This is a genomic window from Pseudomonas sp. LY-1, from assembly GCF_053502595.1.
Genome location: NZ_CP094353.1, coordinates 5501529 through 5526977 on the forward strand (window position 1 = coordinate 5501529; position 25449 = coordinate 5526977).

A 25449-nucleotide genomic window follows, 5' to 3' on the forward strand; every position below is an offset into this window, starting at 1 on the left:
CTCTACCTGTTCAGACGGTGGCAATAATGGGGTCATGCTTGAATCGCCCCCACAAGAGCGGCAAGTCTTCCGGGACCGGGCGATATTCGCCGATCTCGGACCAGCCGCCTGGGCCATGAAAGTCACTGCCGGCGCTGACCAGCAGACCAAATTCGCGGGCAAGAATCGCCAGGCTGCCAACCTGTTCGGCGGGTTGATGCCCGTTGACCACTTCAATTGCGTGGCCGCCCGCACCAATATAGTCGCCAATCAGCTTGCGACGCTTGCTGCGGGTGAAATCGTAATGCCAGGGATGTGCCAGGCTGACCCAGGCCCCGGAGGCCCGCAGGGTCTCGACGGTGTCGTCCAAGGTCGGCCAATGCTGCTTGACGTCGCCCAGTTTGCCGGCGCCCAGCCATTTGCGAAAGGCTTCGGCGCGGTCCCGGACAAACCCTTCACGCACCATCCAATCGGCGAAATGCGGCCGGGCCGGCGCGTTGCCGCTGTCGCCCAGTTCCTGCTGGATAGCCCGGGCGCCATCGAGGGCGTTGGGCATGCCTTTAAGGCCGAGCTTGCGGCTTATTTCTTCGGAACGCAGCCAGCGGCCAGCGTGCAACTGAGCGATGGCCTCCACCAGCGCGGGGGCTTTTTGGTCAAAACCGTAGCCGAGCACATGAATGGTGGCGCCGCCCCAGGTGCAGGACAATTCCACGCCGTTGACCAGTTGCATGCCCAGGGCCTGGGCGGCTTCGCGGGCCTCGTCGAGGCCTTCGAGGGTATCGTGGTCAGTCAACGACAGGACTCGCACGCCTTTTTCAAACGCACGCGCAACCAATACCGCAGGCGCCAGGGCGCCATCGGAGGCCGTGCTGTGGCAGTGCAAATCAACATTCACGGAAGTGTGTAACCTCAAGTCAGGTGGCGCTTTCGCTACCAAGGATGTTTGTTATTATGCCGCCACATCCAGCTTCTGGCTCTTACTGTGAAACAATTCATCGACTTCATCCCGCTGTTGCTGTTTTTCATCGTTTACAAACTCGACCCCAGGGTCATCGATCTCGCCGGCCATGAACTGACCTTCGGAGGCATCTACAGCGCCACCGCCGTGCTGATCATCAGCTCCATCGTGGTCTACGGCGCCATCTTCATCTCCCAGCGCAAACTCGAAAAAAGCCAATGGCTGACCCTGGTCGCCTGCCTGGTCTTCGGCAGCCTGACCCTGGCTTTCCACAGCGAAACCTTCCTTAAATGGAAAGCCCCGGTGGTGAACTGGCTGTTCGCCCTGGCGTTTATCGGTAGCCACTTCGTTGGCGATCGCCTGTTGATCAAGCGCATCATGGGCCATGCCCTGACCCTGCCGGAACCGGTGTGGACACGCCTGAACGTGGCCTGGATCGTGTTTTTCCTGTTCTGCGGCGGCGCCAACCTGTTCGTGGCCTTCACCTTCCAGGACTACTGGGTCGACTTCAAGGTGTTCGGCAGCCTGGGCATGACCGTATTGTTCCTGGTCGGCCAGGGCATCTACCTGTCGCGCCACCTGCATGAAACCGACTCCACTACGCCGAAAACCGAGGACTGACATGCTCTACGCCATCATTGCCACCGACGTTGCCAACTCGCTGGAAAAACGCCTGTCCGTGCGCCCGGCCCACGTCGAGCGCCTGAAAGTGCTGCAGGCCGAAGGCCGCATCGTGTTGGCCGGCCCGCACCCGGCGATCGACAGCAACGACCCGGGCGCCGCCGGTTTCACCGGTAGCCTGATCGTTGCCGAGTTCGCGTCCCTGGCCGATGCCCAAGCCTGGGCCAAGGCTGACCCGTATGTGGCGGCCGGCGTCTACGCGGATGTAGTGATCAAACCGTTCAAGCAAGTCCTGCCTTGACCCCGGTCGCGCCGAACCAATTCGGTTCGGCGCACTCCTAATTGCTCATTATTCTGGGTAACCTGCCGACAACGTTCTGAATATTCGTGTGGAATCAGGAGTTCCGATGCGCTTACGTCAGTTGTGTCTGTTGGCAGTGTTAATGATCGGGGCTACGGCCCACGCTGAAGAAACCTCGAACACCGGCAGTTCTACGCCCCTGTCCTTGAGTGCCGGCAGCCAGATCACCGAATTGCAGCAACGCTTGAAAGAAAGCGAACGGCTGCGTGAAGAACTGAGCAAGCAACTGCAAACCACGGATGCTGCCCGGGAAAGCGCCCAACTGAGTCGCTTGCGCCAAGAGAATCAACGCCTGGCCCAGCAACTCAAAGAGACACAGGGCGGCGGCTTGACCCGATGGCTGACCGAGCAACAGCAGTGGTTTGTCACCGGCGCAGCCGTCGCACTGATCGCCTTGCTGTGCGGGATCTTCGCCAGTGGTGGGCACCGTCGCCGTCGACAATGGCTAAATTGAGTGAGTCATGAGCGAGCTGTTACTGATAGATGATGACCAGGAGCTCTGCGAGCTGCTGACCAGTTGGTTGAGCCAGGAAGGCTTCCAGGTGCGCGCCTGCCACGACGGTTTGAGCGCCCGCAAAGCCTTGGCCGACAGCGCCCCGGCGGCCGTGGTGCTCGACGTGATGCTGCCCGACGGCAGTGGTCTGGAGCTGCTCAAGCAATTGCGCAACGACCATCCGGAGCTGCCGGTGCTGATGCTGTCGGCCCGGGGCGAGCCGCTGGACCGTATCCTCGGCCTGGAACTGGGCGCCGACGACTACCTGGCCAAGCCCTGTGACCCACGGGAGCTGACTGCCCGCCTGCGCGCAGTGTTGCGCCGCAGCCACCCGGCCGCCGTGTCGACCCAGCTGGAACTGGGCGACCTGTGCTTCAGCCCGGTGCGCGGCGTGGTCAGCATCGACAATCAGGAATTCACCCTCACCGTTTCCGAAAGCCGCCTGCTCGAAGCCTTGCTGCGTCAGCCCGGCGAACCGCTGGATAAACAGGAACTGGCGCAGATTGCCCTCGGCCGCAAGCTGACCCTCTATGATCGCAGCCTCGACATGCACGTCAGCAACCTGCGCAAAAAGATCGGCCCGCACCCGGATGGCCGGCCACGGATCGTGGCGTTGCGCAGCCGCGGCTACTACTACAGCCTATGAGCCCAGCAACACTCTGATCCCACATTTGATCTGCTCGGCCCCCAGGGTTTTGTCAGCTTCCAGCAAAACCCTCTTTACCCAAGCTTTACCCACACCTGACCGCCGCTGACCTTGATCTCCGTAATCTACTCACATCCGGACTCACCGGAATAGAGACAGGAGAATCACCATGCGCAAGACCCTAATCGCCCTGATGTTCGCCGCAGCCCTGCCCACCGTGGCCATGGCAGCAATGCCTGAAGGCCCAGGCCCGATGATGGGCGGCCCCGAAGGCCACATGATGGGTGGCCCAGGCTTTGACGGTGAACACGGTCCGCGTGGCAAAGGTGGCCCGTTCAGCCAGCTGGATTTGAGCAAGGAACAACGCCAGCAGATCGGCAAGCTGATGGGCGACCAATGGCACGCTCGCAAAGACCTGGTCAAAAAGTACCTGGACAAACTCCCGGCCGCTGACCAGAAAGCCATGCAGGATGAAATCGCCGCCGGCAGGCAGAAAACCCAGGCCGACGTCCGTGCCGTGCTCAAGCCCGACCAGCAGAAGAAATTCGACGAGATCGTCAAGAAGCAAGAACAACGCCGCGCCGAGTGGAAGGAATTCCAGGCATGGAAAGCGCAGCAGCCGCAAAAAGCGCAATAATGTTCTAGCTTCACTGCCCCAGCCCAGCGGTTCGCGCCGCTGGGCTTTTCCTGTTTGAGGGTTTCCTGTGCGTTCATTGTTCTGGCGTATCCTGGCCAGTTTCTGGCTGGCCATCGCCTTGGTTGCCGGGCTGTCGATCCTGCTTGGGCATATGCTCAACCAGGACGCCTGGATTCTCAGCCGCCATCCCGGCCTCAATAACCTGGCCCAAGAGTGGACCCAACTCTACGAAGCCCAGGGCGAAGACGCCGCGCAGGACTTGCTGCAACAGCGCAAGCGCCAGTACCACATTGACGTGCAAGTACTCAACGAAAGCGGCGAGCCCGTGGTACGCGGCACCTTTCCGCGCCGCGCCGCCGCCTTCGAAGCCCGGCAGAACGACAGCAAGGACGGCCACCTGCCCTGGCGGCGCCTGACCGCCGAGTACACCAGCGAGAAAACCGGCGACACCTACCTGTTGATCTACCGCATCCCCCATCCGGAACTGGACGCCTGGCACCGCAGCAGCCTGGCGTGGCCGTTGAGCGCATTGGCGATTGCCCTGGTGGTGCTGACCCTGTTCAGCCTGCTGGTGACGCTGTCCATCACCCGCCCCTTGAGCCGTCTGCGCGGCGCGGTGCATGACCTCGGGCAGGCCACCTACCAGCAGAACAGCCTGGCGCAACTGGCCAACCGCCGCGATGAGTTCGGCGTCCTCGCCAACGACTTCAACCGCATGGGCGCGCGCCTGCAGAGCCTGATCGGCAGCCAGCGCCAGTTGCTGCGGGACGTGTCCCACGAACTGCGCTCGCCCCTGGCCCGCCTGCGTATCGCCCTGGCCCTGGCCGAACGTGCCGGCCCCGAGGAGCGCGAAAAACTCTGGCCACGCCTGACCCGCGAGTGTGACCGCCTGGAAGCGCTGATCAGCGAAATCCTGGTACTGGCCCGGGTCGATGCCGACAACGCCAGCGCCGAAGAGGTGGACCTCATCGCACTGCTCAAGACCCTGCAAAAGGACGCCCAACTCAGCGCGCCGGACCAGGTGGTGCAACTGAACACCGATCCCGACCTGCGCCTCAAAGGCTGGCCGACCATGATCGAACGCGCCGTGGATAACCTGCTGCGCAATGCCCAGCGCTTCAACCCGCCAGGCCAACCGATCGAATTGCAGGCGCGCCGCCTGGGCGAACGCATTCTGATCAGCGTGCGCGATCACGGCCCCGGCGTCGAAGCCGAGCACCTGAGCCAACTAGGCGAGCCGTTCTACCGCGCCCCCGGCCAAACGGCGCAGGGCCACGGCCTGGGCCTGGCGATTGCACGGCGTGCAGCGGAACGCCATGGCGGCAACCTGATCCTGGCCAATCATCCCGACGGTGGTTTCAGCGCCAGTATCGACCTGCCATTGACGCCGGGAGTTGTCACACCGGTGTGATGATCTTCTATAGTGGCCCTTCTCTTATGGAGGGCCTTCGATGACTGACCTGCTGACGCCCATCCAAGCCGCACTCGATCTACCGCGCACCCCGCTGACCTCGACCGGGGCCGGCGCCCTGCCGTCGATCTTCGCCGTGAGCGACCTGGCCTGCGCCAGCATCGGCGCCGCCGGCCAGGCGGTTGCCCAACTCATCCTGCAACAGACCGGGCGCTTGCCCAGCGTGAGCGTGGACCGACGCCTCGCCTCGTTCTGGTTCTCTTCTTCGATCCGCCCCACAGGCTGGCAAGTACCGCCACTGTGGGACCCGGTGGCCGGCGACTATGCCAGCGCCGACGGCTGGATTCGCTTGCACACCAACGCGCCCCATCACCGTGCGGCTGCCGAGCGGGTGCTGGACCACGTCGCTGACCGTGCCGAGATGGCGAGCAAGGTCGTCGCGTGGAACGCTGCCGAGCTGGAACAGGCGATTGTCGATGCCGGCGGTTGTGCCGCGCAGATGCGGTCGTGGCAGGCCTGGCAGCAACACCCCCAAGGCTTGGCGGTGAATGCCGAGCATCTGGTTCAGCGCCAAACTTTTGAACCCGCTGCCAACAGGCCCTGGCGCGGCTCGGCGGCCCGCCCGCTGGCCGGCCTCAAAGTGCTGGACCTGACCCGCGTGCTGGCCGGCCCCGTGGCCAGTCGTTTTCTCGCCGGGCTGGGCGCGGACGTGTTGCGCATCGACTCGCCGACCTGGAACGAGCCGGGCGTGGTGCCGGAAATGACTCTGGGCAAACGCTGTGCGCGCCTGGACCTGAAAACCGCCACAGACCGCCAGGTTTTCGAAGGGTTGCTCAAAGACACCGACATCCTGTTCCACGGTTACCGCGCCGATGCCCTCGAACAATTGGGCTACACCGCCAGCGCATTGCAACAGCTCGCCCCCGGCCTGATCGACGTGAGCCTCAACGCCTATGGCTGGAGTGGCCCGTGGCGCAACCGCCGGGGCTTCGACAGCCTGGTGCAGATGAGCTGCGGCATCGCCGACGCGGGCATGGCATGGAAACACACGGATAAACCTGTGCCGCTGCCGTTGCAGGCGCTGGATCACGCCACCGGCTACTTGATGGCGGCCAGCGCGATCCAGGCCCTGCGCGAGCGCTTGGCGTCCGGCCGTGGCGGCTCGGCGCGATTATCGTTGGCGCGCACGGCAAAATGCTTGATGGAGGCCGGGCCGGTTCCGGAGCAACCGCCATTGCGGGCCGAAGCCCTCGAAGATCAGGGGCTGGTGGTGGAGCAAACCGCCTGGGGACCGGCGCACCGATTGCTCGCGCCGCTGACCATCAGCGGCACACCGTTGCAGTGGGATTTGCCGGCAGGGGAATTGGGGTCGCACCGGCCTCGCTGGTGACCTGAGACCGCCATCACGGGCGTGCCCGCGATGAGGCCCACACGATCAAGCCACCCTGCTCATAACGACAACACCCCGCTATACAGCCCATACGCCGCCAACCCCGCGCCCGCCATCACACAGGCGAAAATGCCTTTTTCCACATGGGTAAACAACGGCTGGCCTTGCTCGCGCTTGGCCAGGGCAAACAACACCACGCCCGGCGCATACAGCAACGCCGACAGCAGCAGGTACTTCAGCCCACCGGCGTAGAGCAGCCACACCGCGTAGCTCAGTGCAATCAGGCCCACCAGCAGATCTTTCAGGCGCTGGCGCTGGGCACCTTCGTAGGTTTCTCCGCGCCCGCTCAACAACACCGCGTAGGCCGCCGACCACAGGTAAGGCACCAGGATCATGGACGAGGCCAGGTAAATCAGGGTGGTGTAGGTGCTTTCGGAAAACAGCGTGATGACCAGGAATATCTGGATCATCACATTCGTCAGCCACAGGGCGTTGACCGGCACCTGGTTGGCGTTTTCCTTTTTCAGGAAGGCCGGCATGGTCTTGTCATGGGCCGTGGCGTAGAGAATTTCCGCGCAGAGCAGCGCCCATGACAGCAACGCGCCCAACAGCGATACCGCCAAACCGATGCTGATCAGCAGCGCGCCCCACGGCCCGACGATGTGCTCCAGCACGCCGGCCAGGGACGGATTCTGCAATTTCGCCAGTTCCGGCTGGCTCATGATGCCCAGGGAGAGCAGGTTCACCAGCACCAGCAGCGCCAGCACGCCGAGAAACCCGATCACCGTGGCCCGGCCCACATCCGAACGTTTCTCCGCCCGTGCCGAATACACGCTGGCGCCCTCGATGCCAATAAACACGAACACCGTGACCAGCATCATATTGCGCACCTGGTCCACCACACTGCCGAATTGCGGCTTGCCCAAGCCCCATATGTCAGCCGTGAAGATATCCGCCTTGAATGCCACGCCGGCGATGACCACAAACATCAGCAACGGTACGAGCTTGGCCACGGTGGTGATCTGGTTGATGAACGCCGCCTCCTTGATCCCGCGCATCACCAGGAAATGCACGGCCCACAGCAACAACGAGGCGCAGCCGATGGCCACTGGCGTATTGCCCTCGCCGAACACCGGAAAAAAGTAGCCAAGGGTGCTGAACAGCAACACGAAGTAGCCGACATTGCCCATCCACGCACTGATCCAGTAACCCCAGGCGGACGAGAAGCCCATGTAGTCGCCGAAACCGGCCTTGGCGTAGGCATACACCCCGGAATCCAGCTCGGGTTTGCGGTTGGCCAGGGTCTGGAACACAAACGCCAGGGTCAGCATGCCCACGGCGGTGATCGCCCAGCCGATCAATACCGCGCCGACTTCGGCGCGCGCGGCCATATTTTGTGGCAGGGAAAAAATCCCCCCGCCGATCATGGAGCCCACCACCAGGGCGATCAAGGCGCTGAGTCGAAGCTTTTCAGACGATTGCGACATGAACTCTCCAGAGTCAAAAACAAATGAGCGAACGACTGTGTACTCAACTAATTTGCACGAGAGCTCCTGCGTTTATCAGGTATCGCGAACAAAACGCGGGTTCTAATAACCCAAAGGCATGTCAATAACTAGAGTTTAGGCAAATTTATAAATTAAATAAGTATTGAATTTTACGAACATCAGCGGTTTGCCGAGTCACCCTGGAAAAAGTTTGCACATTCACAGAAAGGGGCTAGCTTAAATCGTCTCTGCAATCAGCAAACCTTAACAATAAAAGCGCATAAAGGCTCTGCTACGAGGGTCTGCGCCAGGCTATTGCGCCCGCACTGTTTTCGGCCTAAGTCATTAATTCACAATGGAATGTGCCAATGATGTGATCTAAGTCAGTTGCTTGAATAGCACGCAGAATTATTCTGTGCTCTCTCTTCTCCTGCATTGGAGTTATGCAATGTCTGAATCTCCCGGAAAACTTCGACTTGGTGCACTGGTTGCACTTGTCGTGGGCTCAATGATTGGCGGCGGGATCTTCTCTCTGCCGCAAAACATGGCAGCCAGCGCCGATGTCGGTGCCGTTCTGATCGGTTGGGTGATTACCGCTGTAGGTATGTTGACCCTGGCGTTTGTGTTCCAGACCCTGGCCAACCGCAAACCCGACCTCGACGGCGGCGTATACGCCTATGCCAAGGCCGGTTTCGGCGACTACATGGGCTTCTCGTCTGCCTGGGGTTACTGGATCAGCGCCTGGCTGGGCAACGTCGGTTACTTCGTACTCTTGTTCAGCACCCTCGGCTACTTCTTCCCGATCTTTGGCGAGGGCAACACCCCGGCCGCAGTGATTGGCGCCTCGGTGCTGCTGTGGGCCGTGCATTTCCTGGTACTGCGCGGGATCAAGGAAGCGGCGTTCATCAACCTCGTGACCACCGTCGCCAAGGTCGTGCCGCTGGTGCTGTTCGTGCTGATTGCGGTGTTTGCATTCAAGCTGGACATCTTCACCGCTGACATCTGGGGCCTGAAAAACCCCGACCTGGGCAGCGTGATGAACCAGGTGCGCAACATGATGCTGGTCACCGTATGGGTGTTCATCGGCATCGAAGGCGCGAGCATCTTCTCGGCGCGGGCCGAAAAACGCACCGACGTGGGCAAGGCCACCGTGATCGGTTTTATCACCGTGCTGCTGTTCCTGATGCTGGTCAACGTGCTGTCACTGGGCATCATGACCCAACCGGAACTGGCCAAGTTGCAGAACCCGTCGATGGCTGCCGTGCTGGAGCACGTCGTGGGCCACTGGGGCGCGGTGCTGATCAGCGTCGGCTTGATCATCTCGCTGCTCGGCGCACTGCTGTCGTGGGTGCTGCTGTGTGCGGAGATCATGTTCGCCGCCGCCAAAGACCACACCATGCCGGAGTTCCTGCGTAGGGAAAACGCCAACCATGTACCGGCCAACGCGCTGTGGCTGACCAACGCGATGGTCCAGGTGTTCCTGGTGATCACCTTGTTTTCCGCCAGCACGTACCTGTCGCTGATCTACCTCGCCACCTCGATGATCCTGGTGCCTTACCTGTGGTCGGCAGCCTATGCGCTGTTGCTGGCGGTACGTGGCGAAACCTACGAAAACGCCTCGGCCGACCGCAGGAAGGACCTGATCATCGGCGCGATCGCACTGATCTACGCGGTCTGGCTGCTCTACGCCGGCGGCACCAAATACCTGCTGCTCTCCGCCCTGCTCTATGCCCCTGGCGCGATCCTGTTCGCCAAGGCCAAGCATGAACTGGGCAAACCGATTTTCACCAACGTCGAGAAGCTGATTTTCGCCGCAGTGGTTGTTGGCGCCCTGGTGGCTGCCTATGGCCTCTACGCCGGCTTCCTGACTATGTAATTATTGTTCACTGGAGGATCTGTAATGACCACGGAAAAAGTGAAGTACGGCGTACATTCCGAAGCCGGCAAACTGCGCAAAGTCATGGTGTGCTCCCCAGGTTTGGCCCACCAGCGGCTGACCCCCAACAACTGCGATGAACTGCTGTTCGATGACGTGCTGTGGGTGGCCCAGGCCAAGCGCGACCATTTCGACTTTGTCACCAAGATGCGCGAGCGGGACATTGATGTGCTGGAAATGCACAACCTGCTGACCGATATCGTCGCCATGCCCGAAGCTCTGGACTGGATTCTGGAACGCAAGATCACCGCCAATACAGTGGGTCTGGGCCTGGTCGATGAAGTCAGCTCCTGGCTGCGCAGTCTGGAGCCGCGCAAAACCGCCGAGTTCCTGATTGGTGGCGTATCGGCCGATGACCTGCCGAGCAGCTTCGGCGGCAAGACCATCGAGATGTTCCGCGATTTTCTCGGTCACTCCAGCTTCATTCTGCCGCCGCTGCCCAACACCCAGTTCACCCGCGACACCACTTGCTGGATCTACGGTGGCGTGACGCTGAACCCGATGTACTGGCCGGCGCGACGTCAGGAAACCCTGCTGGCCAGCGCCATCTACAAATTCCACCCCGAGTTTACCAACGCGGACTTCCAGATCTGGTACGGCGACCCTGACCTGGAACACGGTGCCGCCACGCTGGAAGGCGGTGACGTCATGCCAATTGGCAATGGCGTCGTGTTGATCGGCATGGGCGAGCGCTCGTCCCACCAGGCCATCGGCCAGTTGGCGCGCAACCTGTTCAAAAACAAAGCCGTGGAACGGGTGATCGTTGCCGGCCTGCCAAAATCCCGCGCGGCGATGCACCTGGACACCGTGTTCAGCTTCTGTGACCGCGATCTGGTCACCATCTTCCCTGAAGTGGTCAACCAGATCGTCGCCTTCACCCTGCGCCCTGACGAAAGCAAGCCGCACGGCATCGATATCCAACGGGAGAAAACCAACTTCCTCGATACCGTGGCCGCAGCGCTCAACCTCAAGGCCTTGCGCGTCGTCGAAACCGGCGGCAACAGCTTCGCTGCCGAGCGCGAGCAGTGGGATGACGGCAACAACGTCGTGGCCCTGGAGCCTGGCGTGGTGATCGGCTATGACCGCAACACTTCCACCAACACCCTGCTGCGCAAGGCCGGCGTGGAAGTCATCACCATCAGCGCCGGTGAACTCGGCCGTGGCCGTGGCGGCGGCCACTGCATGACCTGCCCGATCATCCGCGACCCTATCGATTATTAATTTTCCGGCCTTGGCCGCCGCTCACAAGGCGTCGGCCAAGGGGATAACCTAAACAGAAGGAGATCCACCATGGCTTTCAACATGCGCAACCGCAGCCTGCTCTCGCTGATGCACCACACCACTCGCGAGCTCAACTACCTGCTGGACCTGTCCCGCGACCTCAAACGCGCCAAATACACCGGCACCGAGCGTCCGCACTTGCAGGGCAAGAACATTGCGCTGATCTTCGAAAAAACCTCGACCCGCACCCGTTGCGCATTCGAAGTAGCGGCCCACGACCAGGGCGCCCACGTCACCTATATCGACCCGGTGTCGTCGCAGATCGGCCATAAAGAAAGCATGAAAGACACCGCCCGCGTCCTCGGCCGGATGTTCGATGCCATTGAATACCGTGGCTTCGCGCAGGAAATCGTCGAAGAGCTGGCCAAGTTCGCCGGTGTGCCGGTGTTCAACGGCCTGACCGCCGAATTCCACCCGACCCAAATGATCGCCGACACCCTGACCATGCGCGAACACTGCGACAAGCCGCTGCATGACATCAGCTACGCCTACCTGGGCGACGCCCGCTACAACATGGGCAACTCGCTGCTGATGATCGGCGCCAAGCTGGGCATGGACGTGCGCATCGGCGCGCCAAAAGCCCTGTGGCCACACGAAGATTTCATCAAGCAGTGCCAGGCCTTTGCCGAGGAAAGCGGCGCGCGCATCACCATCACCGAAGACCCTGTCGCGGCGGTGAAAGGCGTGGACTTCATCCACACCGATATCTGGGTGTCCATGGGCGAGCCGGTGGAAGCGTGGGACGAGCGTATCGAGCAACTGCTGCCGTACCAGGTCAACGCCAAGATGATGAAAGCCTCGGGCAACCCTCGGGTGAAGTTCATGCACTGCCTGCCGGCCTTCCATAACAGCGAAACCAAGGTTGGCAAGGACATCGCCGCGCGTTATCCGAACCTGGCCAATGGCGTGGAAGTGACCGAAGAGGTGTTTGAATCCCCGGCCAACATCGCCTTTGAGCAAGCGGAAAACCGCATGCACACCATCAAGGCGATCCTGGTATCGACGTTGGCGGATATCTAAACGATCCACTGTCGAAACACGGTCAAATGTGGGAGGGGCGGTGCGACGATTCGACTTGCCCCCGATAGCGGTGTATCAGTCGACACAAGTATTGAATGTTAGCCCGCCATCGGGAGCACGCTCCCTCCCACACTTAGTCCTGTGTTCACACGCTGAACTCTAGAAGGATTGCATTATGCGTATCGTCGTTGCTCTGGGCGGTAACGCCCTACTCCGCCGTGGTGAACCCATGACAGCGGACAACCAACGCGCCAATATCCGAATCGCCACCGAACAGATTGCCAAGATCCATTCCGGCAACGAGCTGGTGATCGCCCACGGTAACGGCCCGCAAGTCGGCCTGCTGTCGTTGCAGGCGGCGGCCTACACCAGCGTCTCGCCGTACCCGCTGGACGTGCTCGGCGCGGAAACCGAAGGCATGATCGGCTACATCATCGAACAGGAACTGGGCAACCTGCTGGACTTCGAAGTCCCGTTTGCCACCCTGCTCACCCAGGTTGAAGTGGACGCCAACGACCCGGCCTTCAAGAAACCCAGCAAACCGATCGGCCCCGTGTACTCCCAAGCCGAAGCCGAGAAACTCGCGGCTGAAAAAGGCTGGACCATCGCCCCGGATGGCGATAAATACCGTCGCGTCGTCGCCAGCCCGCGGCCGAAACGCATCTTCGAAATTCGCCCGATCCAATGGCTGCTGGAAAAAGGCAGCATCGTGATCTGCGCCGGCGGTGGCGGTATCCCGACGATGTATGGCGAAGACGGCAAGCTCAAGGGCATCGAGGCCGTGATCGACAAGGACCTGTGCTCATCGCTGCTGGCTTCGCAACTGGAAGCCGATTTGCTGGTGATTGCCACCGACGTCAATGCCGCCTTTATCGACTTCGGCAAGCCGACCCAGAAGGCCATCGGCCAGGCCCACCCGGATGAAATGGAAAGGCTTGGTTTCGCCGCCGGTTCCATGGGGCCGAAAGTGCAAGCAGCCTGCGAGTTCGCGCGTCAGACTGGCAAAACCGCAGTGATCGGTTCACTCTCCGACATCGAAGCCATCGTCCAGGGCCTGGCAGGCACCCGTATCAGCACGGCGACCCCAGGCATCCGTTATCTGTGAAGTAGAGGAAAAACGCCTATGGCTACCTTTGAACCCGGGCATTTGCACATCGAACGCCACGCGCTGAACGACGCCGACTACAGCTACAACCTGCACATCGACTATGAAGTCAGCCAGCACCCCAATGAAGGCCAGGGGATGCTGTTCACGCTGCATGGCTCGGTGCAGGACAAGGACCTCAAGGAAGAGTTCTTCCTGCCCAAGGACCAGGCATTCGACTTTGCCCGGCATGCGATGAATATCGCGCAGAAGTATGGGATGCCGAAGATCGCGACGCTCAACGGCGACATGCACAAGCAGTACGACTTGATGTTCGAGGACGTGCGGCATCAGTTGAATGTGAAACCGGGCGATCCGGTCAAACCCGAACACCTCGCATAACACGATCCAAATGAGGGAGGGGCTTGCTCCCTCCCCCATTTTTGATCTCCCCCCCTGTCTGGCATACTTGCCGCCTCTCGCTCCCCAGAATTGTCAGCCGCCCCATGCGTATCCACGTCAGCTTCATCGACCGCGTCGGCATTACCCAGGAAGTCCTGGCCTTGCTCGGTGGGCGCAATCTCAACCTGGACGCGGTAGAAATGGTGCCGCCGAATGTCTACATCGACGCGCCGACCCTGAGCGCCGAAGTCCTCGAAGAGCTGCGGGACGCGCTGTTCAGCGTCAACGGTGTGCAGACGGTGACGGTGGTGGACATCCTCCCCGGCCAACGCCGCCACCTGCAACTCGACGCCCTGCTCGCGGCCATGACCGACCCGGTGCTGGCCCTGGACAGCGCGGGTAAGATCCTGCTGGCCAACCCGGCGTTGATCGCCCTGTACGGTCGCGAGCCGGCCGGGGAAAGCATCAGCGAACTGTTCAACGATCCGGCCTTGCTCGACACCTTGCTGGAGCAAGGCTTTCGCTTGCCGCTGCGCGAGATCAGCGTCAACGGCCAGACCTTGCTGCTGGAGGCCACGCCGATCACCGATGCCGGTGCCCTGCTCAGCCTCTACCAGCCCAACCGCATCGGCGAACAGTTGTCGGCCCTGCACCATGACCATGCCGAAGGCTTCGATGCGCTGCTCGGCGATTCGCCGGCGATTCGCACCCTCAAGGCGCGTGCGCAGCGGGTCGCGGTGCTCGACGCACCGCTGTTGATCCAGGGCGAGACCGGCACCGGCAAAGAACTGGTGGCGCGAGCCTGCCACGCCATCAGCGCGCGCTGCAGTGCGCCGTTCCTGGCGTTGAACTGTGCGGCGCTACCGGAAAACCTCGCCGAAAGCGAACTGTTCGGCTACGCCCCCGGCGCCTTCACCGGGGCCCAGCGCGGCGGCAAGCCGGGGCTGATGGAACTGGCCAACCAGGGCACGGTGTTTCTCGATGAGATCGGCGAAATGTCGCCGTACCTGCAGGCCAAGCTGCTGCGTTTTCTCAATGACGGTAGTTTTCGCCGGGTAGGCGGCGACCGTGAAGTGAAGGTGAACGTGCGCATCCTCAGCGCCACCCACCGCGACCTGGAAAAGATGGTCGCCGAGGGCACCTTTCGCGAAGACCTGTTCTATCGCCTCAACGTCCTCAATGTCGAAGTGCCGCCCCTGCGCGAGCGTGGCCAGGACATCCTGCTGCTGGCGCGCTACTTCATGCAGCAGGCCTGCGCGCAGATCCAGCGCCCGATCTGCCGCCTGGCGCCGGGCACTTACCCGGCATTGCTGGGCAACCGCTGGCCGGGCAATGTGCGGCAGTTGCAGAACGTGATCTTCCGCGCCGCCGCCATCTGCGAAAGCAGCCTGGTGGACATCGGCGACCTGGACATCGCCGGCACCTCGGTCGCACGCCAGAGCGACAGCGAAATCGACAGCCTGGAGCAGGCCGTGGAAGACTTCGAACGCAGCCTGCTGGAGAAGCTCTACACCAGCTACCCCTCGACCCGCCAGTTGGCGAGCCGCCTGCACACCTCCCACACCGCTATCGCCCATCGCCTGCGCAAATACGGCATCCCCAACAAACCCTGATCTGGGCGCCTACAGGGCTCGCATTCCAAATCGGGTCTGAGAACGACATCAACTGTACTGAAAGCGCTACAGCGTAACGATATCGCTACAACCCTGTTTTTTGCGCGCCATGCAAGGCTTTGATCCACATAGGCTTTTTTTCTTGCGGCGAAGTGTAGCGAAATCGCTACAGCCTCAGCCGGCAACGCATTCGTCACTTTCATCAAGTCATTGATTTATAAGTAATTAATGACATTGGCCGCGATATTGCTAAGTAACTCCCCATTATTCCAATCCCGTCCACCAGACGAATCTGGCCCCGAGGAGTTTCCATGAGCGAGTTGCGTTTCACTGAAGATCACGAATGGCTGCGCGCCGAAGCTGACGGCAGCGTCACCGTGGGTATCACCGCGTTCGCGCAAAACGCGCTGGGTGATGTGGTTTTCGTGCAACTGCCGGAGTTGCAGGCCTACGACAAGGGCGCCGAAGCGTCCACCGTGGAATCAGTCAAAGCCGCCAGTGGCGTGTACATGCCGTTGGACGGTGAAGTCCTCGAAGTGAACGCCGAGCTGGAGGGCCGCCCGGAACTGGTCAACGAAGACCCGATGGGCGAAGGCTGGTTCTTCCGCTTTAAACCCGCCGATGCCGATGCAGTGGCTACGCTGTTGGATCAGGATGCGTATGACCGCCTGATCAAAGCCAACGCACAAGCCTGAGGAGCGCGCCATGACGATCAACTTGAGCACCGCCAACGAATTCATCGCCCGCCACATCGGCCCGCGCCAGGAAGATGAGCTGCAGATGCTCGCCAGCCTGGGCTTTGATTCCCTGGAAGGCCTGAGCGCCAGTGTGATCCCGGAAAGCATCAAGGGCACCAGCGTGCTCGGCCTGGAAGATGGCTTGAGCGAAGCCGAGGCCCTGGCCAGGATCAAGGCCATCGCCAGCCAGAACCAACTGTTCAAGACCTACATCGGCCAGGGCTACTACAACTGCCATACGCCGTCGCCGATCCTGCGCAACCTCTTGGAAAACCCGGCCTGGTACACCGCCTACACCCCGTACCAACCGGAGATTTCCCAGGGTCGCCTGGAAGCGCTGTTGAACTTCCAGACCCTGATCAGCGACCTCACCGGCCTGCCGATTGCCAACGCTTCACTGCTCGACGAAGCCACCGCCGCCGCCGAAGCCATGACCTTCTGCAAACGCCTGAGCAAGAACAAAAGCAGCAATGCCTTCTTCGCTTCGATCCACAGCCACCCGCAAACCCTCGACGTGCTACGCACCCGTGCCGAGCCGCTGGGCATCGACGTGGTGGTGGGCGATGAACGCGAACTGAGCGATGTCAGCCCGTTCTTCGGCGCCCTGTTGCAATACCCGGCCAGCAATGGCGACGTGTTTGATTATCGCGAACTGACCGAACGCTTCCACGCCGCCAATGCTCTGGTGGCCGTGGCCGCCGACCTGCTGGCCCTGACCTTGCTGACCCCACCGGGTGAGTTCGGCGCCGACGTGGCCATCGGCAGCGCCCAACGCTTCGGCGTCCCGCTGGGCTTTGGCGGCCCGCACGCGGCGTATTTCTCCACCAAGGATGCGTTCAAGCGCGACATTCCGGGCCGTCTGGTCGGGGTTTCGGTCGACCGCTTCGGCAAGCCGGCCCTGCGCCTGGCCATGCAGACCCGCGAGCAACATATCCGCCGCGAGAAAGCCACCAGCAACATCTGCACCGCCCAGGTCCTGCTCGCCAACATCGCCAGCATGTACGCCGTGTACCACGGCCCGAAAGGCCTGACCCAGATCGCCCAGCGCATTCACCAGTTGACCGCGATCCTGGCCAACGGCCTGCGCGCCCTGGGCCTGAAGGTCGAGCAAGAACACTTCTTCGACACCCTGACCCTCAACACCGGCGCGCGCACCGCCGCCCTGCACGACCAGGCCCGCGCCCAGCGCATCAACCTGCGTGTGGTGGACGGTGAGCGTCTCGGCCTGTCGGTCGACGAAACCACCACCCAGGCCGATATCGAAACCTTGTGGGCACTCTTCGCCGACGGTAAAGCCCTGCCGGACTTCGCCGCCAAGGTCGAAGGCAGCCTGCCGGCCGCGCTGCTGCGTCAGTCGCCGATCCTCAGCCACCCGGTGTTCAACCGTTATCACTCCGAAACCGAGCTGATGCGCTACCTGCGCAAGCTGGCCGACAAGGACCTGGCGCTGGACCGCACCATGATCCCGCTGGGCTCCTGCACCATGAAGCTCAACGCCGCCAGCGAAATGATCCCGGTGACCTGGGCCGAGTTCGGCGCCCTGCACCCGTTCGCCCCGGCCGAACAAAGCGCCGGCTACCTGCAACTGACCACCGAGCTGGAAGCCATGCTCTGCGCGGCCACCGGCTACGATGCCATCTCGCTGCAACCGAACGCCGGTTCCCAGGGCGAATACGCGGGCCTCTTGGCGATTCGTGCCTATCACCAGAGCCGTGGCGATGAGCGTCGCGACATCTGCCTGATCCCGTCATCGGCCCACGGCACCAACCCGGCCACCGCCCACATGGCCGGCATGCGCGTGATCGTGACCGCCTGCGACAGCCGCGGCAACGTCGACATCGAAGACCTGCGCGCCAAAGCCATCGAGCACCGCGACCACCTCGCCGCGCTGATGATCACCTACCCGTCGACCCACGGCGTGTTCGAAGAAGGTATCCGCGAGATCTGCGGGATCATTCACGACAACGGCGGCCAGGTGTACATCGACGGCGCCAACATGAACGCCATGGTCGGCCTGTGCGCGCCGGGCAAGTTCGGCGGCGACGTGTCCCACCTGAACCTGCACAAGACCTTCTGCATCCCCCACGGCGGTGGCGGCCCGGGCGTTGGCCCGATCGGCGTCAAATCGCACCTGAGCCCATTCCTGCCCGGCCACGCGGCCATGGCACGCAAGGAAGGCGCGGTGTGCGCGGCGCCGTTCGGCAGCGCAAGCATCCTGCCGATCACCTGGATGTACATCAGCATGATGGGCGGCGCGGGCCTCAAGCGCGCTTCGCAGTTGGCGATCCTGAATGCCAACTACATTTCCCGTCGCCTGGAAGAGCACTACCCGGTGCTCTACACCGGCAGCAACGGCCTGGTGGCGCATGAATGCATCCTCGACCTGCGCCCGTTGAAAGACAGCAGCGGCATCAGCGTAGATGACGTGGCCAAGCGCCTGATCGACTTCGGTTTCCACGCGCCGACCATGTCGTTCCCGGTGGCCGGCACCTTGATGATCGAGCCGACCGAAAGCGAATCCAAGGAAGAACTGGACCGCTTCTGCGACGCGATGATCGCCATCCGCGAAGAAATCCGCGCAGTCGAAAACGGCACCTTGGACAAGGACGACAACCCCCTGAAAAACGCCCCGCACACAGCCGCGGAACTGGTGGGCGAATGGAGCCACCCTTACAGCCGTGAACAAGCGGTGTACCCGGTGGCGTCGTTGATCGACGGCAAGTACTGGCCGCCGGTTGGCCGGGTCGACAACGTGTTCGGCGATCGCAACCTGGTGTGCGCGTGCCCTTCGATCGAGAGCTACGCATAACCCGATCAAAAATGTGGGAGGGGGCTTGCCCCCGATAGCGGTGGATCAGTTATCTATTGATCGACTGACACACCGCCATCGGGGGCAAGCCCCCTCCCACACTTTGATCGGGTACACCCGACACCTAATAAGAAACCGGAGAACAACTCATGTCGTTAAGCGTGTTCGACCTGTTCAAGATTGGCATCGGCCCCTCCAGCTCCCACACCGTCGGCCCGATGCGCGCCGCCGCCCGCTTTGTCGAGGGGTTGCGCCGTGACGACCTGCTGAGCGCCACCACCTGCGTCAAGGTGGAACTCTATGGCTCACTCGGCGCCACCGGCAAAGGCCACGGCAGCGACAAGGCCGTGCTGCTCGGCCTGGAAGGCGAACACCCGGACACCGTGAACACAGAAACCATCGCCGCACGCCTGGCACAGATGCGCAGCGACGGCCGCTTGAACCTGCTCGGCGAACACAGCATTGCGTTCAACGAGAAAGAACACCTGGCGATGATTCGCAAACCCCTCGCCTATCACCCCAACGGCATGATCTTTCGCGCCTTTGACGCCGCCGGTATCCAGATCCGCAGCCGCGAGTACTACTCGGTGGGCGGCGGTTTTGTGGTGGATGAAGACGCCGCCGGCGCCGACCGGATCGTCGAAGACGCCACCCCCCTGACCTTCCCGTTCAAGAGCGCCAAGGACTTGCTCGGTCATTGCGCCACCTACGGGCTGTCCATCAGCCAGGTGATGCTGACCAATGAAAGTGCCTGGCGCCCCGAAGCCGAAACCCGCAACGGCCTGCTGAAGATCTGGCAGGTGATGCAGGACTGTGTGGACGCCGGCTGTCGCAATGAAGGGATCTTGCCGGGCGGCTTGAAGGTCAAGCGTCGTGCCGCCGCCCTGCATCGCCAGCTATGCAAGAACCCGGAGTCAGCCCTGCGCGACCCGTTGTCGGTACTTGATTGGGTCAACCTGTACGCGCTGGCGGTCAACGAAGAAAACGCCAATGGCGGGCGCGTGGTTACGGCGCCCACCAACGGTGCCGCCGGGATTGTGCCGGCGGTGCTGCATTACTACATGCGCTTCATCCCCGGCGCGAATGAAGACGGCGTGGTGCGCTTTCTGCTCACCGCCGCCGCCATCGGGATTCTGTACAAGGAAAACGCATCAATCTCCGGCGCCGAAGTCGGCTGCCAGGGTGAAGTCGGCGTGGCCTGCTCGATGGCCGCCGGTGCGCTGTGCGAAGTGTTGGGCGGCAGCGTGTCCCAGGTGGAAAACGCCGCCGAAATCGGCATGGAACACAACCTCGGCCTGACGTGCGACCCGATTGGCGGCCTGGTGCAAGTGCCGTGCATCGAGCGCAATGCCATGGGCTCGGTCAAAGCCATCAATGCAGTGCGCATGGCCTTGCGCGGTGATGGGCAGCATTTTGTGTCGCTCGACAAGGTCATCCGCACCATGCGCCAGACCGGCGCCGATATGAAAAGCAAATACAAGGAAACCGCCCGTGGCGGTTTGGCGGTCAACATTATCGAGTGCTGACGCTTAGACACGCGTCCGCACGTTTTTCAGGAGCTGAATATGTCCACCGAAACCCTGTTGAAAACCCCATTGCACGCGCTGCACATCGAACTCGGCGCGCGCATGGTGCCCTTCGCCGGCTACGACATGCCGGTGCAATACCCGCTGGGCGTGATGAAAGAACACCTGCACACCCGTGATCAGGCCGGGCTGTTCGACGTGTCCCACATGGGCCAGATCCGCCTGACCGGCGCCAATGCCGCCAAGGCCCTGGAAACCCTGGTGCCGGTGGATATCATCGACCTGCCGGTCGGCATGCAGCGCTACGCCATGTTCACCAATGACCAGGGCGGCATTCTCGACGACCTGATGGTGGCCAACCTGGGTAACGACGAACTGTTCCTGGTGGTCAACGCGGCCTGCAAGGACCAGGACCTGGCGCACCTGCGCGCCAAAATTGGCGACCAGTGCACCATCGAGCCGTTGTTCGAAGAACGCGCCCTGCTCGCCCTGCAAGGCCCTGCAGCCGTGAAAGTACTGGCGCGCCTGGCCCCTGAAGTGACCAAGATGACCTTCATGCAATTCGCGTCCCTGCGCCTGCTGGGTGTGGACTGCTACGTCAGCCGCTCCGGCTACACCGGTGAAGACGGCTTTGAAATCTCGGTGCCCGCCGCCCACGCCGAAAGCCTGGCCCGCAGCCTGCTGGCCGAGACCGAAGTCCAGGCCATTGGCCTGGGCGCCCGCGACTCGCTGCGCCTGGAAGCCGGCCTGTGCCTGTACGGCCACGATATGAACACCGACACCACCCCGATCGAAGCCAGCCTGCTGTGGGCGATCTCCAAGGCCCGTCGCGCTGACGGCGCACGTGCCGGCGGCTTTCCCGGCGCAGACCGGATCTTTACCCAGCAGCAAGCCGGTGTAAGCCGCAAACGTGTCGGCCTGCTGCCTCAAGAGCGCACGCCAGTGCGTGAAGGTGCGGAAATCGTCGACGAACACGGCACCGTGATCGGCAGCGTCTGCAGCGGCGGCTTTGGCCCAAGCCTCGGCGGCCCATTGGCGATGGCCTACCTGAACAGCGCGTTCACCGCGCTGGATACCGAAGTGTCTGCACTGGTGCGTGGGAAAAAGGTGCCTCTACGTGTAAGTAAAATGCCATTTGTGCCGCAACGTTACTACCGCGGCTGATTGACTGTTCCTATAAGTAACGCGGTCGCAATAACGCGCACTAAACTGTAACGCGACCGCCATAAAACAGTGCATTTCCGATAGTCATTGTTATAGGTATCAACCTATAACAAGTGACTAATTCTATCGAATAAGTCGGTACATGAGTATTCAACGAAATGTCATGAGGCCTAGCAAAAGCTGGGCTTTTTGCAGGGCTTGTTTTTTCTGCATTAGTTGTCGTAGAGTTTGTCCACTGTGTTTGCATGGGTCGCTTGAAACCTGACCTGGGCAGTAGCCAAAGTTTGCTACAACCCGTTCGACGTCTCTTACTTTCCTGCAACCCAGCCCAGTACTCTTTCATGCGAAAGGGACTGTCATTCATTTTTAGCGTCAAGGAAATAAGAAAATGTCGGATAAACGTCAGAGCGGTACCGTCAAGTGGTTCAACGACGAAAAAGGGTTTGGTTTTATCACTCCAGAAAGCGGTCCGGATCTGTTCGTGCATTTCCGCGCTATTCAGGGCAACGGCTTCAAGAGCCTGAAAGAAGGCCAGAAAGTGTCTTTCGTCGCCGTGCAAGGCCAGAAAGGCATGCAGGCTGACGAAGTGATCGCCGAAGGCTGATCCCTCCTGCGACAAAAAGCCCCTGATGGTGACATCAGGGGCTTTTTTATGGGCGCGGTAAGGGCATTGCGCCGTAAAATGCTTTTTTTCTTCAGAGAGCCGGCCATGTCCAAACCCCTGCTGAGCCCCCAAGGCGAATTTCCCGCCGTTGGCCTGGGCCGTCGTCTGGCAGCGATGTTCTATGACTTCCTCCTCTGCACTGCGCTGCTGATTGTCACGGCCTTTATCTACAAGCTGGTGTGGATCGCGTTCGTGGGCGAAGCCAAAATGCGTACCCTCACCGAATCCGGCACGCTGGACGGCGACCCGTTGCTGTCGACGATTCTGTTCTTCGTGCTGTTTGGCTTCTTCGCCAAGTTCTGGACCCATTCCGGGCAGACCCTGGGCATGCAGGTGTGGGGCGTGCGCGTACAGAACGCCGACGGCTCGCGGATCAGCCTGTGGCAGGCGCTGTTGCGCTTTGTGGTGTCGATCGCATCGTGGTTGTGCGTGGGGCTGGGGTTTATCTGGTCGCTGTTCGACAAGCAGAAACGCAGCTGGCATGACATCTACTCGGACACGCAGTTGGTACGGATTCCGAAGCAAAAAAAATAACGCCCTGCTGGTGCGGATCAAAATGTGGGAGGGGGCTTGCTCCCGATAGCGGAGTGTCAGTCACCAGATACATCGACTGATTTACCGCTATCGGGGGCAAGCCCCCTCCCACATTTTTTACCGCGTTCGACTATGCGTTGCCGGCCAGCTTCAGGCGCGCCGCTTGGGTGAAGTCGAGCATGCGCTTGAGCGGGCGCACAGCCTGCGGGATCACCGAAGGCTCGACGAAGATCTCGTTACTGCCCTCACGCAGGCACTGCAGCGTGCGCTCCAACGTATTCATCGCCATCCACGGGCAGTGCGCGCAACTGCGGCACGCCGCGCCGTTGCCGGCGGTAGGCGCTTCGATGAAGACCTTGTCCGGGCACAGCTGCTGCATCTTGTAGAAAATGCCGCGATCGGTGGCGACGATGAACGTTTTGTTCGGTAAACGCTGAGCAGCGGCAATCAGTTGGCTGGTGGACCCCACCGCATCCGCCAGCTCGATCACCGACGTCGGGGATTCCGGGTGGACCAGGATCGCCGCATCCGGGTACAGCGCCTTCATGTCTTCCAACTGCTTGGATTTGAACTCTTCGTGGACGATGCAGGCACCGTCCCACAGCAGCATGTCGGCACCGGTCTGGCGCTGAATGTAAGTGCCCAGGTGTTTGTCCGGCCCCCAGATAATGGTCTCGCCGTTGTCCATCAGGCTTTCGACGATTTCCAGTGCGCAACTGGAGGTCACCACCCAATCCGCCCGCGCCTTGACCGCCGCCGAGGTGTTGGCATACACCACCACGGTGCGCTCAGGGTGCTGATCGCAGAACGCCGAAAACTCATCCACCGGGCAGCCAAGGTCGAGGGAGCACGTAGCTTCCAGGGTCGGCATCAGGATGCGTTTTTCGGGGGTGAGAATTTTGGCGGTCTCGCCCATGAAACGCACGCCGGCGACCAGTACGGTCTTGGCCGGGTGGGCGGCGCCGAAGCGCGCCATTTCGAGGGAATCGGAGACACAGCCGCCGGTTTCTTCGGCCAGGGCCTGAATCACCGGGTCGCAATAGAAGTGGGCGACCAGCACCGCGTCCTGAGCCTTCAGCTCGGCGGCGATGGCAGTACGCAGGCTGGCCTCTTCCTCGGCGCTGAGGGCCTTGGGCTGCTTGGCGTCGAGGTGGGCTTGAACCAGAAGGCGTTCGGAAATTTGCGTCATGTTCGCAAGACCTGCAGGCGCCGTTGCGCGAAAGTCGAGTGTACCACCGGCTCTGGAGCCCTTCGGGCGCCGCCGGACGAAGTGATGTGTCATCAAGCACGGGTTAAGGTGAAGCTGCGCAAGGCTACAGAATATCGAATGGATTCAAAAGCCTAATCTGGCATGGCGCGACGCATCTGGCCATCACCTACTTCTGCGTGTGGGTATTCTGGGAAGCCGACTGTGTGACCGAAGCACGGGTCAATTGGCCGTCTTTATAGGCAAAGCTCGCGGTGCCGCTGGCCCTGCCCTGTACTTGCACATACAGGTAATTCTGCAATTCGCGACTGCCATCAAACACCTGCGGTTTCCCACCATCAAGGCCTTTGTGGAAGCTCGCCGAAAGCACCGATTGCTGGTTCTGGGTGACGCTGCGATCCGCACTGCTGCGGCCATTGACTTGGGTTTTTTGCGACACATTGTAGGAAAAGCCGTCGACCTCTGAAGCGCGCATCGGGTTGGAGCTGTCTACGGTCTGCTTGATGGAAGCCTTGAAGTCAGCCAGACCGGTCAGCAAGCCTTTGTCGCTCGGATTGTTGCTCAAGGCTTCCACGGCGCCAGCGCCTTAAAGCTGGTGTTGATGATCTTGCTGACGGCGTCCTGGCTGCTATTTTCCCAGGCCCGCACACTTTCCCGACCCGGCATCTGCCCGTCTCGAGAGTAGATATCAACGACATCGGCAGCCGGATTACCGAGGCTGACCACCGACGCAGGTCGAACCGGCGAGACATTGACAGTGTTCGCCGAAATGGCGAGCGGTGTGGCTGCAGCGCGAACAATGAGGGGATTGCTAGCGATGATCGGAGTTAGCGTAGTCGTGACTGTCCGTGTCTTAAAAGCTTAGCAGCCTCCAATCTAGCCAAGATACGCGCGATTGACAGCATTAAAGCCGAAATAAGTGGCAAAGAGCCATATCAAAAAACTGCCTCTTTGCCGCATCGCGCAGACTCAGGAGCTGTAAGTCAACGCAACACATACCGCGCGATCGCTCGTAGGAATATGTACAGAACGTGCCGGCATTATCGAATGCCCTACCACAGCAAAAGCAGTGCGGTGCGTAAGGAAATCGCTGGTGGGGGGAGGTACGCGTGCATCGCCCAGGAAGAAACCAAGCGCTTTGTGCTGCTGCAAAAGCCCTACGCCACTGAGACGTTGGCCTTACTCCTGCAAAAGGTCGTCAAAGGCCGGCTGGGCCGCTCGCTGGGAGAGGAATAGGTCGAAGCGACCTCAGCGCCAGCACGCACGCAGGCGTAAGCTGAGCCGCGTTTGAGCATCGGAAGGCGGATAGCGTGCGGTGGAACATGCCACGTTGCGCGATCTTTTCACAAGGCAAAAAAAAACCCGGAAATCCTCACTTGCGTGGGCCTTCCGGATTTTCTAAACCGCCAAAAATGGTGGGTCGTGTGGGATTCGAACCTACGACCAATTGGTTAAAAGCCAACTGCTCTACCAACTGAGCTAACGACCC

At 61.2% G+C, this 25449-nt stretch carries 23 protein-coding genes, 1 tRNA gene and 1 pseudogene; 20 read left to right on the forward strand and 5 right to left on the reverse strand.

The window, feature by feature from the left end:
• Positions 1-10: 10 nt before the first annotated feature.
• Positions 11-874 (reverse strand): PHP domain-containing protein, encoded by an 864-nt coding sequence (locus tag MOQ67_RS25175; protein WP_247406132.1) that lies wholly within the window; start codon positions 872-874, stop codon positions 11-13.
• A gap of 87 nt (positions 875-961) precedes the next feature.
• On the opposite strand from MOQ67_RS25175, the gene MOQ67_RS25180 reads away from it, so the two are divergent.
• The 7 genes from MOQ67_RS25180 to MOQ67_RS25210 all read left to right on the forward strand — a co-directional run bounded on the left by MOQ67_RS25180 (position 962) and on the right by MOQ67_RS25210 (position 6496).
• A complete protein-coding gene (locus MOQ67_RS25180; protein ID WP_253398425.1) occupies positions 962-1558 on the forward strand; it encodes a septation protein A in 597 nt (198 codons plus the stop codon).
• 1 nt (position 1559) lies between these two features.
• Positions 1560-1859 (forward strand): YciI family protein, encoded by a 300-nt coding sequence (locus MOQ67_RS25185; protein WP_247406136.1) that lies wholly within the window; start codon positions 1560-1562, stop codon positions 1857-1859.
• 106 nt (positions 1860-1965) lie between these two features.
• A complete protein-coding gene (locus MOQ67_RS25190; protein ID WP_247406139.1) occupies positions 1966-2373 on the forward strand; it encodes a translation initiation factor 2 in 408 nt (135 codons plus the stop codon).
• A 7-nt stretch (positions 2374-2380) separates the two neighbouring features.
• Positions 2381-3058: a response regulator transcription factor gene (locus MOQ67_RS25195; protein WP_169883602.1), complete on the forward strand. Its 678-nt coding sequence runs from the start codon at positions 2381-2383 to the stop codon at positions 3056-3058.
• 169 nt (positions 3059-3227) lie between these two features.
• On the forward strand, positions 3228-3695 hold the full coding sequence (locus tag MOQ67_RS25200; RefSeq protein WP_448675674.1) for a Spy/CpxP family protein refolding chaperone: 468 nt from the start codon (positions 3228-3230) through the stop codon (positions 3693-3695).
• A gap of 67 nt (positions 3696-3762) precedes the next feature.
• Complete coding sequence (locus MOQ67_RS25205) at positions 3763-5106, forward strand: sensor histidine kinase (RefSeq protein ID WP_321861803.1); 1344 nt, start codon at positions 3763-3765, stop codon at positions 5104-5106.
• Positions 5107-5146: 40 nt separating this feature from the next.
• The gene (locus tag MOQ67_RS25210; protein ID WP_448675675.1) at positions 5147-6496 is read left to right on the forward strand and encodes a CoA transferase; all 1350 of its coding nucleotides are present in this window, start codon (positions 5147-5149) and stop codon (positions 6494-6496) included.
• A 59-nt stretch (positions 6497-6555) separates the two neighbouring features.
• On the opposite strand, the gene arcD (MOQ67_RS25215) is transcribed toward MOQ67_RS25210, so the two are convergent.
• Entirely contained in the window at positions 6556-7983 is a 1428-nt protein-coding gene (gene arcD, locus MOQ67_RS25215) for an arginine-ornithine antiporter (RefSeq protein ID WP_321848806.1), read from the reverse strand.
• Positions 7984-8431: 448 nt separating this feature from the next.
• On the opposite strand from arcD (MOQ67_RS25215), the gene arcD (MOQ67_RS25220) reads away from it, so the two are divergent.
• The 12 genes from arcD (MOQ67_RS25220) (at position 8432) to MOQ67_RS25275 (ending at position 22753) form a co-directional block, all read left to right on the forward strand.
• Positions 8432-9859, forward strand: coding sequence for an arginine-ornithine antiporter (arcD, locus tag MOQ67_RS25220; RefSeq protein WP_448675676.1), 1428 nt, complete (start codon positions 8432-8434; stop codon positions 9857-9859).
• A gap of 24 nt (positions 9860-9883) precedes the next feature.
• The gene (gene arcA, locus MOQ67_RS25225; RefSeq protein ID WP_253398437.1) at positions 9884-11140 is read left to right on the forward strand and encodes an arginine deiminase; all 1257 of its coding nucleotides are present in this window, start codon (positions 9884-9886) and stop codon (positions 11138-11140) included.
• A 69-nt stretch (positions 11141-11209) separates the two neighbouring features.
• Positions 11210-12220 (forward strand): ornithine carbamoyltransferase, encoded by a 1011-nt coding sequence (locus MOQ67_RS25230; RefSeq protein WP_253398439.1) that lies wholly within the window; start codon positions 11210-11212, stop codon positions 12218-12220.
• A 175-nt stretch (positions 12221-12395) separates the two neighbouring features.
• Entirely contained in the window at positions 12396-13325 is a 930-nt protein-coding gene (gene arcC / locus MOQ67_RS25235) for a carbamate kinase (RefSeq protein WP_253398441.1), read from the forward strand.
• A gap of 18 nt (positions 13326-13343) precedes the next feature.
• Positions 13344-13706 (forward strand): DUF5064 family protein, encoded by a 363-nt coding sequence (locus tag MOQ67_RS25240; protein WP_253398443.1) that lies wholly within the window; start codon positions 13344-13346, stop codon positions 13704-13706.
• Positions 13707-13810: 104 nt separating this feature from the next.
• Positions 13811-15319 carry a sigma-54-dependent transcriptional regulator gene (locus MOQ67_RS25245; protein WP_253398446.1) on the forward strand — a complete coding sequence of 503 codons (1509 nt, stop codon included), beginning with the start codon at positions 13811-13813 and terminating at the stop codon, positions 15317-15319.
• Between the two features lie 311 nt (positions 15320-15630).
• The gene (gcvH, locus tag MOQ67_RS25250) at positions 15631-16014 is read left to right on the forward strand and encodes a glycine cleavage system protein GcvH (RefSeq protein ID WP_253398448.1); all 384 of its coding nucleotides are present in this window, start codon (positions 15631-15633) and stop codon (positions 16012-16014) included.
• A 10-nt stretch (positions 16015-16024) separates the two neighbouring features.
• Complete coding sequence (gcvP, locus tag MOQ67_RS25255) at positions 16025-18865, forward strand: aminomethyl-transferring glycine dehydrogenase (protein WP_448675677.1); 2841 nt, start codon at positions 16025-16027, stop codon at positions 18863-18865.
• Positions 18866-19014: 149 nt separating this feature from the next.
• Positions 19015-20391: an L-serine ammonia-lyase gene (locus tag MOQ67_RS25260; protein WP_253398452.1), complete on the forward strand. Its 1377-nt coding sequence runs from the start codon at positions 19015-19017 to the stop codon at positions 20389-20391.
• 39 nt (positions 20392-20430) lie between these two features.
• Positions 20431-21555: a glycine cleavage system aminomethyltransferase GcvT gene (gene gcvT / locus MOQ67_RS25265; protein WP_253398454.1), complete on the forward strand. Its 1125-nt coding sequence runs from the start codon at positions 20431-20433 to the stop codon at positions 21553-21555.
• Positions 21556-21943: 388 nt separating this feature from the next.
• A complete protein-coding gene (locus MOQ67_RS25270) occupies positions 21944-22159 on the forward strand; it encodes a cold-shock protein (RefSeq protein WP_017847139.1) in 216 nt (71 codons plus the stop codon).
• A 105-nt stretch (positions 22160-22264) separates the two neighbouring features.
• Positions 22265-22753, forward strand: a complete 489-nt coding sequence (locus MOQ67_RS25275; protein WP_253398456.1) for an RDD family protein — start codon at positions 22265-22267, stop codon at positions 22751-22753.
• A gap of 130 nt (positions 22754-22883) precedes the next feature.
• On the opposite strand, the gene nadA is transcribed toward MOQ67_RS25275, so the two are convergent.
• On the reverse strand, positions 22884-23942 hold the full coding sequence (nadA, locus tag MOQ67_RS25280) for a quinolinate synthase NadA (protein ID WP_247400491.1): 1059 nt from the start codon (positions 23940-23942) through the stop codon (positions 22884-22886).
• 190 nt (positions 23943-24132) lie between these two features.
• Positions 24133-24546 (reverse strand): annotated as a pseudogene (locus MOQ67_RS25285) (lactate dehydrogenase); the annotation flags it as partial.
• Between the two features lie 461 nt (positions 24547-25007).
• Between MOQ67_RS25285 and MOQ67_RS25290 the strand changes: the two are divergent.
• Positions 25008-25196, forward strand: a complete 189-nt coding sequence (locus MOQ67_RS25290; RefSeq protein ID WP_253398458.1) for a hypothetical protein — start codon at positions 25008-25010, stop codon at positions 25194-25196.
• Between the two features lie 177 nt (positions 25197-25373).
• On the opposite strand, the gene MOQ67_RS25295 is transcribed toward MOQ67_RS25290, so the two are convergent.
• Positions 25374-25449 (reverse strand) — tRNA-Lys (locus tag MOQ67_RS25295).

Bases quoted from the DNA above. Each gene is read 5' to 3' on its own strand.
- MOQ67_RS25185 (WP_247406136.1), top strand. From the start codon at position 1,560: ATGCTCTACGCCATCATTGCCACCGACGTTGCCAACTCGCTGGAAAAA.
- MOQ67_RS25190 (WP_247406139.1), top strand. From the start codon at position 1,966: ATGCGCTTACGTCAGTTGTGTCTGTTGGCAGTGTTAATGATCGGGGCT.
- MOQ67_RS25195 (WP_169883602.1), top strand. From the start codon at position 2,381: ATGAGCGAGCTGTTACTGATAGATGATGACCAGGAGCTCTGCGAGCTG.
- MOQ67_RS25200 (WP_448675674.1), top strand. From the start codon at position 3,228: ATGCGCAAGACCCTAATCGCCCTGATGTTCGCCGCAGCCCTGCCCACC.
- MOQ67_RS25210 (WP_448675675.1), top strand. From the start codon at position 5,147: ATGACTGACCTGCTGACGCCCATCCAAGCCGCACTCGATCTACCGCGC.
- arcD (WP_321848806.1), bottom strand. From the start codon at position 7,983: ATGTCGCAATCGTCTGAAAAGCTTCGACTCAGCGCCTTGATCGCCCTG.
- arcD (WP_448675676.1), top strand. From the start codon at position 8,432: ATGTCTGAATCTCCCGGAAAACTTCGACTTGGTGCACTGGTTGCACTT.
- arcA (WP_253398437.1), top strand. From the start codon at position 9,884: ATGACCACGGAAAAAGTGAAGTACGGCGTACATTCCGAAGCCGGCAAA.
- MOQ67_RS25230 (WP_253398439.1), top strand. From the start codon at position 11,210: ATGGCTTTCAACATGCGCAACCGCAGCCTGCTCTCGCTGATGCACCAC.
- arcC (WP_253398441.1), top strand. From the start codon at position 12,396: ATGCGTATCGTCGTTGCTCTGGGCGGTAACGCCCTACTCCGCCGTGGT.
- MOQ67_RS25240 (WP_253398443.1), top strand. From the start codon at position 13,344: ATGGCTACCTTTGAACCCGGGCATTTGCACATCGAACGCCACGCGCTG.
- MOQ67_RS25245 (WP_253398446.1), top strand. From the start codon at position 13,811: ATGCGTATCCACGTCAGCTTCATCGACCGCGTCGGCATTACCCAGGAA.
- gcvH (WP_253398448.1), top strand. From the start codon at position 15,631: ATGAGCGAGTTGCGTTTCACTGAAGATCACGAATGGCTGCGCGCCGAA.
- gcvP (WP_448675677.1), top strand. From the start codon at position 16,025: ATGACGATCAACTTGAGCACCGCCAACGAATTCATCGCCCGCCACATC.
- MOQ67_RS25260 (WP_253398452.1), top strand. From the start codon at position 19,015: ATGTCGTTAAGCGTGTTCGACCTGTTCAAGATTGGCATCGGCCCCTCC.
- gcvT (WP_253398454.1), top strand. From the start codon at position 20,431: ATGTCCACCGAAACCCTGTTGAAAACCCCATTGCACGCGCTGCACATC.
- MOQ67_RS25270 (WP_017847139.1), top strand. From the start codon at position 21,944: ATGTCGGATAAACGTCAGAGCGGTACCGTCAAGTGGTTCAACGACGAA.
- MOQ67_RS25275 (WP_253398456.1), top strand. From the start codon at position 22,265: ATGTCCAAACCCCTGCTGAGCCCCCAAGGCGAATTTCCCGCCGTTGGC.
- nadA (WP_247400491.1), bottom strand. From the start codon at position 23,942: ATGACGCAAATTTCCGAACGCCTTCTGGTTCAAGCCCACCTCGACGCC.
- MOQ67_RS25290 (WP_253398458.1), top strand. From the start codon at position 25,008: ATGCCCTACCACAGCAAAAGCAGTGCGGTGCGTAAGGAAATCGCTGGT.